Below are 12,134 nucleotides of genomic sequence, written 5' to 3' on the forward strand. Positions count from 1 at the left end.
TACAATGCTGAAACACTGTGCTACACTTCTGTTAAAGCTTCAAGCTTGGGGAATTAATGCCATCTGCATAAGATCCGCCTTTTTTCGTATTTTGAACGTGTGGCTCTAAAAAGTTCTTAATATAAATCAAAGTTTGCGTTTTCTCACAAGGAGGTGCTCTATGGCTAGCTGGGAAGATGAATTATCCGTGCTATTGAGCGAGCTAGGTGTAAAGCAAGAAGAACCACAAGCTCACCTGCAACAATCATGCAAACCCAGAGGCAGCGATATTGCTTATAGTAGTGACACTCCTTATGGTGATGGCGATGATTTATGGGCTGATCAGCCGGCTGATGGACCCTGGATTGATGCTGAACGCACTTTTCCTGATGATGATGAGGAGCCCTGGGTCGATGATATCGATATGATGAGGCATGAAGTTGACTCTATTGTGAGTCAGGTCATTTTGTTGATGCAGCGCGGCGAACTGGATGCTACTCTGAAAGAGGATGTGATGGTTGTCTTGCGTGCTTTGCGTCATCGCCTTCCCCAGGTACACCAGCCAGTTGTCAGTGATGAGGCCTATTTGGAGTCTGCTTCCGCTCTCCTGCATTTCTGTCGCCTGGTCCTTCAACTCAGCGATTTTACGCCAGACGATATGTAGTTCAAGCATATTTTCAAAGTTTTCATGGCTGAATAACGATACATGATAACTCCTGTAGGTGCTCTTCTCCGAAGTGCAGGCCGTTCCGTTGCTCTGCTCTATTCTTTCTTCATCATTTCTTTTTCATCATTCTCCTTGACAGCCTTCAATCTAAACTGACATACTAGTGCATAAGCCTTGCAGCGATGGCTGTGTGTAGTTCGCTGCTGCGTGGAGAGATGGGTTGAATTATTTTGATGCATCCCTGCTGGATCAGTGTGTATCCAATGGCATATTGGGAGAGCATTATACATTGGTCTACTTCTGCGTACGTAGCTTTGCTCTGCATAAGGAGGTTCAATGAGTTCGAAATCAAAACTTACCGTCCAAACAACTGGACGCTGGATACGTGTAGGCGTTTTTTCTGCCAGTACTGTGTTGCCGATTGTGAATGCGCTTCTGAATCGGTTGCGTGCGCGACAGGAGGCCGAAGCGGCTATCGCACAGGAAACTACAGCTAAATTTTATAAAGAGAATCTGGCTCATTTTACGAACAATGCCCAATCCGAAGTACAAGAGCGCTTGCAGGCTGTTGGCTCCACGCTCGGCGATGTCCTGACCGAGTTGCGTACGCGCTCAAACAATCAAGATCTCATCAAGCGTACCAACGATCTCCGCGAGGATTTGATAGATCGTAGCAGCAAGCTCTCTCGTGCTATTGTTGAACGAAGTGGAGAGGTCTCTCACGAGTTAGCGAAGAGGAGTAGTGAGGTATCTCACGAGGTGGCGAAACGTGGTCATCAAGCTCAAGTGACGATTGCCGAACAGAAGCGTAGTTTCTGGATTGCTCTGGGTTTTAGCTTCGGTTTGACTGCGGCTGGCATTGTAACCTTTGTTCTGATCCGCCGCCGTTTGCAACAGACAACCGAGGTTGAGGAGCCTTCTATCCAACTGTCGTATGAGATGGCAACTCCCAGAACTGAGGTTCCTCCGACGTCTGAGCCTCGTGGGGGCATCTACGCTGTTCCTTCTTCCAACGGCACTGCCGATGCTGTGATCCCGGCTGTAGATGACCATGCGGCTTCCGGAGATGCTCAAGCCAGTACCGCTCCAGCTGACGCTGCTTTTGTCGGAATTGCGAGCACAAAGCATTACTATCCTGTGGAGACTCCTTTAGATCAGTTGACTGAGACCTCTGAAAAGCCTGTTGATATCATCTACTTTACCTCGGAGACTGAAGCACAGGAGCAGGGTTTTCAAGCGGCTGAGGTGTAGTATCACGTAGCTTTTGTTATGTCGTTGACACATCCGTGCTCTGCGGGCAGATAAAAATATGGGGTAAGCACTTTGCTAAGCAATTTACCAGGCACTTTTGCTAAATTTGCTTCTTGCTGCTGAGCCCCATATTTTTGAGTATGCGATGAATGCTATTCCAATCAAAGCATGAATACATTTTCCTTGCCATGAGTAAACTGACAGGATATGCTTTAGTGTCCCAGGTCATCATTGAACGTTCCACGTTGCACGAGATAGCGCAGAAATTGTAGATGGCGTTCCATATTTGAAGCGGCATCCAGCTTGAGATGTGCTGCGTGTTTTTGTTGCTTGTCCGTTTCAGATAAGGGAAAAATAGTTGATGCTGCGTTTTCACTATTGTTAGGAAGTGCTTGCCGGGTCTGAGAGGTGTCAGTAGCGTCAATAAAGATAGTGTCCATGGGCTGTTCAACGATTATGGAGATACTACCAGGTTGGGGGATTGACTGGTCTATGCCATAGGCCGTGGATCTCCACGATCCTTCAGCTGGGACATTCCAATTGATCTCACGAGCTGGTTGGGGTCCGTTCACATTGGCTAATCGTTTCCGGGACCACCACGCGAACAGTTTGTTCAGCCAACGTTTGAGCGTCTGCATGTTTTGCCCTCGTTGTTCTAGAGATGACTGTCACAGCTTTACGATTATGATTTTACGGTTGCACTACAAAGAACCATCAGGCATCACAAAGAGGAATATAGAAACATAGTAGCATATCAACGTGCACTCGTCTAGAGTTATTTGAACATATTTTTTAGCTTTGAGAGCATTGAGCCTTCTGTTGACTGGCCCTTCTTTTCTCTTGCCAGACGATTTTTCAGTGCTGCATTGTGACAAACCCTATGAGTGTAGAAAAAGCAAAGTAGTCGTCATCTGGCGGAGCCTCTGGATGAGGATCAAAAAGCTCAGGTACTCGTCAAACGTACTTGCAATTTTAGTGTAGGCATGCCATAATCAAATGTGTTAGGCCTTATGGAAAGGCTTTACGAGATGTCTCTGGTAAAAGTTCCAGTAGCGTAAAATGAGACATTTCCTGTTGAAGCCTTTTCTGCTATGCTTCATTCCTTTTGCTTTTTCGATGTTCTTAGAAAGCACGTCCCCTCCTTCCAGTGGTTGCGCTTGTGTGATGGTATGTACAAGCTAGTTCTTCGTTTCAATAGATAGAGGTAAGTAGAGGCGTGCGCCATCCCTTTTTATTGATGATAGGGGTACAATGCTATGCGCATGCGCTATCGGTACGTGGCCTATGGCTCACGCGAGGGTTCACAAAAACAACTGGAGCAGCATTATCGCCAGCTTTTAAACGACGCACTGCGTCAAGGACAGTTGTCGATTCTGCATCAATCCACCACCTGGCGTCCGCTGGCCGATATTCTGGAATCGCCAGAGATGATCAGGGTAAAAATAGAGCTCGCCGGAATGAAAGAAGACGAGATTGATGTTACTCTTTATGAAGATGCATTAATTGTTAGTGGTGAGCGCCGTGATAGTCATGAATATCAAGAAGGGCTCAGTTATCAAGAGGCGCAAATCCGTTATGGCCCATTTCGCGTAGAAGTGTTTCTGCTTGCGCCCCTGGTCCATGACGCTGTTACTGCTCATTATGAAAATGGCATGCTTTCTGTCGATTTACCTAAATTATCTGCACATAAGGTTGAGCAACTACCTATTCAGCGTCCTGTAAAACAAGAGTAAAAAAATTCGCAAAACGTAGAGAAGATTTTATGGAGAAAAATACAAATCACCGCAAGGCAGATCTGCAAGGGGATGAGGCCACACTGCAACAGAAGGATACTGATTCAACAGACGAAACTCTGGACAATCAGCCCAAGGATGATGTGTTAGCCTCTCCTACCGATGAGGGGACGGATTATAATCAAGAGCATCTTCCTGCTTTTGAAGACGCGGCATCTCCGGTATCCTCCTCTGAAGAGAAAGATTCTGCATCCCCTGAAGAGCCTGCCAACTCTTCCGAGTCACCCGCCAGTGCAGATATATCTGAAACTGTGCCTGTGGCTGAGATCTCTGCTGACGTAGAGGAGATACCTGTGGCCGAGTCGAGCGGCTCTGAGGACATCCTTGAGTCTCCCGTTGCTTCAGATGACGAGGAGCGTCTTAATATTCCCGATATTTTACCTATCTTGCCATTAAAAGATACGGTCATCTATCCATTCTCTGTCCAACCATTCTCGGTCGGGCAGGAGCGCTATATTAATCTGATCGATGATGTCATGCGTGGCAACCGTCTCGTGGTGTTGGTGGCGCAGAAGTCGCCAGATATCGATCACGCTGGCCCCGATGATATCTATCGCGTTGGAACAGTTTCACGCGTTGGTCGCATGTTCCGTATGCCTGATGGCACCGTACAGATTGCTGTTCAGGGGCTGGAGCGTGTGAGCATCGATGATTTTACGCAGGAAAAACCCTACCTGTTGGCGCACGTTACCTCGAAGCCTGATACGCAGGAGAGTGATACTGAGACCGAAGCAATTAAACGCAACGTGATCAGTTACTTCCAGCGCCTGGTTGCTCTGGTGCAGAACGTTCCTGAAGGTGTGGCTGCAGCCACGCTGAATCTGGAAGAGCCGCGTCAGGTCGTCTACGTGATCGCCACTTTTGTGCAGATGGAGATGGAACTTCGTCAGAAGCTGCTTGAAATCGATTCTGTACATGAGAAGCTCAATCAACTGAGCGATTTCCTGGCGCATGAGCTTGAGATTCTTGAGTTAGGAAAAAAGATCCAGACGAGTGCCCAGGAAGAGATGGGCAAGATGCAGCGCGAATATCTTCTGCGCGAGCAGCTGAAAGCCATCCAGCGCGAACTGGGCGAGGAGAGCGAGGAGCAGGCGACTGTCAATGAGTTGCGTCGTAAGATTGAAGAGGTCAAGATGCCCGAGGAGGCCTATAAAGAGGCCAATCGCGAGCTCTCACGCCTGGAAAAATTGCCGACCGTCTCTCCTGAATACAGTATTATTCGCACCTACGTCGAACTGCTTGTCTCCTTGCCCTGGAGCAAAGGTACGGCGACCCAGATTGATGTTCCACATGCGCGTCAGGTTCTCGATGAGGATCATTATGATCTACAAAAGATCAAAGAGCGTATTCTGGAATATCTGGCGGTACGCCGCTTGAAAGAGGATCGTCTGGCGGCCGAGGAGGCTCGTGAGCGTGAAGAGGTTCGCATTGAGGATGGGGTAGAGGTGGAGAGCCTTTCGCCGACACAACCTCTGGTGGCTCAGGAGGCTGCTCGTCCCCTGAATCGCGAGCCCATTCTATGCTTTGTTGGCCCTCCTGGAGTTGGTAAGACCTCCCTTGGTCAATCGATTGCCCGCGCCCTTGGCCGCAAGTTTGCTCGCATGTCTCTGGGCGGTATTCGTGATGAAGCCGAGATTCGTGGACATCGCCGCACTTATATTGGTGCCATGCCTGGACGTATTATCCAGACCCTACGCCGTGTTGAGGCCAATGATCCGGTGATCATGCTTGACGAGGTCGATAAGGTTGGTGCAGACTGGCGTGGTGATCCCTCTTCAGCCTTGCTGGAAGTATTAGATCCCGAGCAGAACTATAATTTCCGCGATAATTATCTGGATCTGTCATTTGACCTATCCAAAGTCATGTTTATCGCCACCGCCAACGCTCTGGAGCCAATCCCTGCTCCTCTGCGCGACCGTATGGAGATCCTGGAGCTGTCAGGCTATACCGAAGAGCAGAAACTGCATATTGCGCGGAATTATCTGCTCCCCAAGCAGCGTGAAGCCAACGGATTAAAGGAAGATGAATTGACGATCGACGATGATGCGTTACGCCGTGTGGCCCGCGACTATACGCGGGAAGCTGGCGTGCGTAATCTGGAGCGTCAGATTGGCTCACTCAGTCGGAAAGTTGCCCGCGAGGTGTCCGAGGGCTTGGAGACACCGATCCACGTGGACCCCGCCAAAGTGACCGAGTATCTGGGGCGTCCACGCTTCTTCGACGAGGTCGCCGAGCGTATCGATCGTCCCGGCATCGCCACAGGCCTGGCCTGGACTGCCGTCGGCGGAGAGATTATGTTCATCGAAGTTGCCTCGATGCCCGGGAAGGAAGAACGCCTGATCCTGACCGGTCAGCTCGGCGATGTGATGAAAGAGTCGGCGATGGCGGCACTGAGCTATGTTCGTTCCAATGCAGCCGCACTCGACTTACCTAAGAACGTCTTTGAAGGACAGAATATCCATATCCATGTCCCTGCGGGAGGCATCCCTAAGGATGGGCCTTCGGCTGGCGTAACTATGGTCACCGTCCTGGTCTCTCTGGCCAGGGGGCGCAAAGTTCGCTCCGATCTCGCCATGACCGGAGAGATCACACTCCGTGGCAAAGTGATGCCTATCGGAGGTATCAAAGAGAAGGTCCTGGCAGCCTATCGCTCGGGTATTCGTACCATCATTCTGCCAGAAAAAAACAAAGCCGACCTGCTGGAAGATATCCCCAACGAACTGCGTGAACAGATGTCATTTGTCTATGCCAGTGACATCAGTCAGGTCATCGACGCCGCTCTTGAGCCCGACGATGATGAAAACGTAGCCTCCTCTAGCTCAGAGGGCGATGGGCGTCCACGCAAAAGGAAAAGCGAAAAAAACGAAAAAGGTGAAAAGGCTGTCGTCAAAGCATAAGTAAACTTTTTCGTCATCTGAAAAGAGGGGACTGAGCATGCTAAAAGTCCCTTCTTTTTTGTCTCCTTTTTAGGAGGCGCGATTTATGGGGATATGCCATCAAAGCCCATGTTCCTGTTTAACTTTTGCAATCTTTTTGTCTAGACTTAAGGTAATGTTCCAGTAAGAAAACTTACAAAGTTAATACCTTAAGTCTCAGTATTATCTTCGTATTAACTTAGGAAAGCAGGCTTAAACACCTCTTTGCACCACTCCTGGAAACTCGTTGGTGCGCGTTGTGCGATCGCCGCATCTGCTTTGTAGAATCCCTTGCTTTGAGCGACCGCCATATCAGCCAGACCTTGTGACATGGCGTCACTGGAACCAAATTGCATCATGTTGGCTTTATAGGCTTCGGGGCTGATTTGCTGAAAATGAACGGGCTTTTCAAGCACTGTGGACAGAATTGCAGCCATTTCATTTGGCGTGAGGTTGTCGGGTCCAACCAACGGTACCCGCTCTTGTCCAACCCAGGTTGGATCAAGTAACAATTCTGCGGCTTTCAGCGCAATGTCACGGGTGGCAACATTATGGAGTATCTGGTCTGCGGCATTTGCCCAAAAGAATTTTCCCTGTTCTTTGATAGGAGAGATTTGCCACAGCAGGTTATCCATGAAGGTTCCTGGGCACAGTATACGGGCAGTAACACCAGTCTCTGCAAGCGGTTTGTCGGCGCTAAGTGCAGCTGATAGATGACCTCTGGCTCTGCTCATGTCACTGCCGAGTGTCGATACCCATACAATGCGCTGCACATTCTGCGCTTTAATTGCTTCTGCAGCTACCTGATTGAACTTATAATAGTGGCCATCCACGTCGTTTGTGACTTCATCTGGTGGAACAAGCCAAAAGACAACGTCAGCGCCAGCAAATGCTTTGTTTACTACTTCGACATCGTCAGTTGAACCCTGGATGACTTCTACACGCTCACGAACTTCGGAGGTAAGCCTGGCTGGGTCGCGAACGATAACACGGACTGGCGCTTCAGCCTTTAAAACATTTTGTAGAACTTGCTGTCCAATGGCACCAGTTGGGGTGGTAATGACAATCATGAATATATTCCTTCTATTTGAACTGCCATTCGGTCAAAATGGCGAGGTTCCGTTTTCATTGATAACTGCTTTACTGTGCAGATTATATTGGGAAAAACTTGTGTACCGTATTTGTTGGACGCTATTATTGGCGGCTTAAACAACGTAGCAGATGTTTTTGATGCTTGGATCGGCTTCCACTGAACCCACAATAGCCATACGCTCGGTATCTATGACCCGATTGGAAACAAAGAGTCGCTTCCCATCAGGTGTAAGTTCCATAAATCCGCCCAATGTTGATAGCTCAAGCGGGCGTGATTCTTGCCGTGTCTCTAGATCAATATAGGTGATCGATTCTCCATGTCCCACATAGAGCCGCTTCTCATCTGGCGACATAAGTAAGCGATCTGACAATCCGTTTATCTGAATCTGCTCCACGAGCGTATCATGGATCGAATCGATGACGTGAATCAGTGGTGCCGTTAAATCGCAGATGTAGACCTGGCTTGTGTCAGGCTGAACAGCAATATGCTCGGTGCCATGAGGAACAAGAATCTTACCGACGAGTGTACGGCGTTGAGCGTCGATCACCGAGACATGGAGAGCCTCTTTATTCGCCGTGTAGATTTTTTTGCCCTCATCAAGCAATACAAGCCAATGTGGACCGGGCGCCTCAGTCGGAATGGCATCCAGGACGCGATGGGTATGTACATCCATTACCAGGACACATCCACCTCGCGACTCACAGGTGATATAGAGCAGTCCGCGTTGCGCATCCAGAGCCAGGCCATGTGGCCCAAAATCAGGAGAGAGATCAATGATCTCTGCTACCTTGCGTCTCTCCAGATCAAGTAGAACCAGCTCGTGCCCCTTGCCTCGATTGTGCCCATACCAACCTTCACGATAAGCAATGGATATATAGGCGAGAGTTTTATCAGCAGAGAGACAAATCTCGTGTGGCTGAGGGGGAGTTTTGACCGCCGCCAGGAAACTATAAGTCTCGCCATCCAGGAAAAGGACCTGTGCGGTATGTAGATTTGTTGTCAGGATGAAAGGTCGTCTGCCCATCATAATGTGTTCCCCTTTTCGCAAATTGATGTGCTCCATTATCCGAGAAAAAGGCAACAAAAAAGCCAGACACGCATCTTCTACGGATCGATGGAGACCATCGTATAGTTTTAAGATGCCGGGTCTGACGTTCGGACACACGGCCAACTCTCTAGCAAAACCAGAAGGTTGACATAGTTAATCTTCTATTTGTATGCAATATATCATGCACCTCATCGTTTGTCAATAGGGTGTTTTCGCTTCGCTCGACCTGACCCCACAGCCGGTTCAGACACGCTACACTGTCACCATTGTAATTGCTCTTTGAGACTGATATAGCGCGGATTGCCGATAATGATATGATCAAGTAGATCAATATCCAATAGCTTTGCCGCCTCAGCCAGTTGTTGGGTGACATCAATATCCTCAATATTTACATGGAGAATGTTGACCTCCACTCGAGAATTTGATACACTCAGCAAAATGGTTGAAGAGAGGAGTGGAAAGGGATGTCACTTGAGTTTGTTGTGGAACAGCAGGTCCAGTTCGACATCAGGTACGAACGCAGTAAAATGGTCGCTGTCTCGACCAAATCCCCATTCGTTGATCACTTTTTGCGGAGAGTGAAACTTACCCAATCAGAACAAACCTGGATTGGTTACGCTCATGATTTGAAGGTCTTTTTTCGCATAGTAAATCTCCCACTAGAGCAAATTGATCGCCAAAGTTGCCTTACATTCATGGAATTGCAGGATCGTGCGGGCCTGTCTAACCTCACCATCAATCGCCGCCTAGCAGCGGTTTCTTCCCTCTTTGCCGAGCTACATCTTCTTGATCCGATCACTTTCCCAATCAACCCGGTCTATCCGCTTCAGCGTGAACGAGCAGTTCGGCGTCGAAGCCTCAGTCTGTACCGCAAACAACCAGATCGGGTGCCAGATATCATTGCTGAACAGGATCTCCAGGTGTTTTTCGAGGCTCTTCCTTCTTGGCGTGATCGTACATTGATGCTTCTGATGTGGATCAGTTGCCTTCGCATTAGCGAAGCAATTGCCATTCGCTTTGAGGATATTGAGTGTAGTAATCGGAGTGTCCACATCCGTCGAGGCAAGGGAAACCTAGCCAGAACTGTGTATATGGATCGTTACACCTTTGCTGCTCTCAACAAGTATTTGGATGAGGAACGCCGCAATTTGTTCCCTGATGTTGATGAGATTTTTGTGGCCTTTAAAGGGGTTTCCCGCGGACAAGCGCTTTCTGTCAATGCACTACAACATGCTATTGGCTACTACGCCGAGCAGTGCGGCCTGTCTCTACACGCCCATTTGTTCCGCCATACCGGCATTACTGCTCTTGTCCAGCAAGGAATGTCAGAGCCAGCAATTCGCAAGCTGGTCGGTCATCGGAATGCACAGTCACTTGAACCGTATCTGCACCTCTCTGATCGGTTTGTCGAAACCGAATTTGCTCGGACGCACATAGCCCTGCTTGCGGAAACGTGGTGTGCTTTGCCACTGAGAGGTGCAAACCAATGATTTTGGGACAAGGAACGGCAGAAACTGATGCAGAGATCATTACTGAATATCTTCATTTCTTGGTTGAACGCCATCCATTCCAAAATGCTATGGTGCTCGAACGCACGCGCATGGGACCAGCAGTCATGTGCCAACGAATTGGGAAACCCATTAAGGACTGGACCGATGAGGACATTCTGGCTTTGTATCGAGATAGGGCAAAAGCGACCTGGGCCGTGTACAACGTGTTTCTGACGTTCCTCTTCTTTCGGGGATATCGCCGAGCTAGCTTCCCGCTCTTAGACGCGCTTCAGGCAGATTTAAGTCGCCAGTGGCGGGCCGCCTCGCTTCCCTATCGACAAAAGATCGAGCAAACATGCAAGAATTTAGAGTATTCGGAGTCGGAGACCAGTATCCTTAACTTGTTGTTGTGGATGCTGGCACTCACGCTCAAGCCACTCGAAGAGATCACACGGGACGATTTCAATGCATTTCGTGAAAGCTATCAATCTTGGTATCAAGAACAGAGTAAACGCAGCAGTGGGAAACCGAATACGCGGATTTTTCGGCTGGAACAATATTTGATCCACTGGGGGCTGTTTCCACCTGAGCAGCGCGTCTTTCGCCATGAACAGCATTTTCTCTCACTGCGGCATGAGACCTTTCGCCGGGCCATTCTTCACTATATGCGCTGGTGTGACGTTCGCTATCAACCTTCGACCATTGACAGTGCTCGCGCAGCGTTGCTGGCCTTTTTCTTGTGGTTGCAAGAAGCATATCCGGTGTGTATGCGCCTCGATGAAGTGACCCGAACTGTGGCCTTAGCGTATGGACAGTACTTGAAACAACTGGTAGAAATTGGTCGCTATGGAAACACCTACCAACGGGGTCTCCACACATATATACGCCAGTTTTTTGACTTCATCATCGATGAACGGTTTGACACCTCACCTAGCCGCAACCCGTTCTCCATGCGTGATCTCCCGCGCCAGCCAGATATGCTTCCCCGATACCTCTCTGATCAGGAGCTACGGACCATTCTAAACTACTGTGAGCAGGGAGCTACGCAGTTTGAGCGAACGTTGGTCATTACGCTACTGCATACTGGTATTCGTGCAATGGAATTTGCCCACCTTAAAGCCTCCGATCTTGTTCAGATAGGAGGCGTGTGGAAACTACATATTCACTTGGGGAAGGGGTTGAAAGATCGGCTCATTCCATTAACGCCACAATGTCTTGCCGCCCTTCAGATCTGGCGGGATCAAAAATGGGAACGGATGAGTGACTACCTGTTTACTCACCATGGCCGCCCATGGAAAAGCAGCTCTTCAGTAACTACAGCCGTACATGAACTAGGTCTCAAACTGGGTATCCCTAGCCTTACGGCTCACCGATTTCGCCACTCGTTTGCAGTTGCTCTTTTAAATTATGGAATCCGAGAATCGGCATTACAAAAACTGATGGGACATGCAACGCTTAGCATGACACTGGAGTATGCCCGTATTCTGGACCAAACAGTTGAGCAATCTTTCGCTACAGCTATTGAACAGATGGCCGAGGGGCCACACAGTTGGGTGCCCAATTTCTTTGCTCAGGAAGATTACACCATGTTTGTGGAAGGGGACGCAGTAAGTTGGATACGTCTTCCTCTCGGCTTTTGTCGCCGCAATCCGAAGCTACATTGTGAGAGTGATGTAAAATGTCTGCTTTGTGATCGTTTTGCTGTTGGAAAAGAAGACCTGCCTCGGCTTCAGCAAATGTATGATCGCTTCATGAAGCTTGGCCTCAAAGTAAAAGCAGATGTTGTCGCTTCGCAGATACAACAGATAGAGTTACTTCCAAGAGAGGGGAATTTCATCCCTGTCAAATCCCTCACTGTTTCTTCGAAACGGCCATAATTTTGCTTTCCTACGGACGTG

General features: G+C 48.9%; 10 protein-coding genes. 6 read left to right on the forward strand and 4 right to left on the reverse strand.

All coding sequences use genetic code 11. The features are described 5' to 3' along the window. The first annotated feature begins 160 nt into the window (after window positions 1-160). Both AC27N8_RS23580 and AC27N8_RS23585 read left to right on the forward strand, forming a co-directional pair. Window positions 161-643: a hypothetical protein gene (locus AC27N8_RS23580; protein ID WP_487069946.1), complete on the forward strand. Its 483-nt coding sequence runs from the start codon at window positions 161-163 to the stop codon at window positions 641-643. A 339-nt stretch (window positions 644-982) separates the two neighbouring features. After that, the gene (locus AC27N8_RS23585; RefSeq protein WP_487069948.1) at window positions 983-1,897 is read left to right on the forward strand and encodes a hypothetical protein; all 915 of its coding nucleotides are present in this window, start codon (window positions 983-985) and stop codon (window positions 1,895-1,897) included. 212 nt (window positions 1,898-2,109) lie between these two features. On the opposite strand, the gene AC27N8_RS23590 is transcribed toward AC27N8_RS23585, so the two are convergent. Beyond that, window positions 2,110-2,535: a hypothetical protein gene (locus AC27N8_RS23590; RefSeq protein ID WP_487069950.1), complete on the reverse strand. Its 426-nt coding sequence runs from the start codon at window positions 2,533-2,535 to the stop codon at window positions 2,110-2,112. A gap of 618 nt (window positions 2,536-3,153) precedes the next feature. On the opposite strand from AC27N8_RS23590, the gene AC27N8_RS23595 reads away from it, so the two are divergent. Further along, the gene (locus AC27N8_RS23595) at window positions 3,154-3,630 is read left to right on the forward strand and encodes an Hsp20/alpha crystallin family protein (protein WP_487069952.1); all 477 of its coding nucleotides are present in this window, start codon (window positions 3,154-3,156) and stop codon (window positions 3,628-3,630) included. A gap of 29 nt (window positions 3,631-3,659) precedes the next feature. After that, window positions 3,660-6,587 carry an endopeptidase La gene (gene lon / locus AC27N8_RS23600; RefSeq protein ID WP_487069954.1) on the forward strand — a complete coding sequence of 976 codons (2,928 nt, stop codon included), beginning with the start codon at window positions 3,660-3,662 and terminating at the stop codon, window positions 6,585-6,587. 212 nt (window positions 6,588-6,799) lie between these two features. On the opposite strand, the gene AC27N8_RS23605 is transcribed toward lon, so the two are convergent. The 3 genes from AC27N8_RS23605 to AC27N8_RS23615 form a co-directional block, all read right to left on the reverse strand. Then, window positions 6,800-7,675, reverse strand: coding sequence for an NmrA family NAD(P)-binding protein (locus tag AC27N8_RS23605; protein WP_487069956.1), 876 nt, complete (start codon window positions 7,673-7,675; stop codon window positions 6,800-6,802). Between the two features lie 135 nt (window positions 7,676-7,810). Further along, a complete protein-coding gene (locus tag AC27N8_RS23610) occupies window positions 7,811-8,725 on the reverse strand; it encodes a YncE family protein (RefSeq protein ID WP_487069958.1) in 915 nt (304 codons plus the stop codon). A 281-nt stretch (window positions 8,726-9,006) separates the two neighbouring features. After that, on the reverse strand, window positions 9,007-9,159 hold the full coding sequence (locus tag AC27N8_RS23615) for a JAB domain-containing protein (RefSeq protein WP_487069960.1): 153 nt from the start codon (window positions 9,157-9,159) through the stop codon (window positions 9,007-9,009). Between the two features lie 51 nt (window positions 9,160-9,210). On the opposite strand from AC27N8_RS23615, the gene AC27N8_RS23620 reads away from it, so the two are divergent. Both AC27N8_RS23620 and AC27N8_RS23625 read left to right on the forward strand, forming a co-directional pair. Then, the gene (locus AC27N8_RS23620) at window positions 9,211-10,236 is read left to right on the forward strand and encodes a tyrosine-type recombinase/integrase (protein ID WP_487069962.1); all 1,026 of its coding nucleotides are present in this window, start codon (window positions 9,211-9,213) and stop codon (window positions 10,234-10,236) included. After that, a complete protein-coding gene (locus AC27N8_RS23625) occupies window positions 10,233-12,113 on the forward strand; it encodes a tyrosine-type recombinase/integrase (protein ID WP_487069964.1) in 1,881 nt (626 codons plus the stop codon). Before AC27N8_RS23620 ends, AC27N8_RS23625 begins: the two co-directional genes overlap by 4 nt. Window positions 12,114-12,134 lie beyond the last annotated feature (21 nt).

This window comes from Dictyobacter sp. Z7_2, from assembly GCF_057551105.1.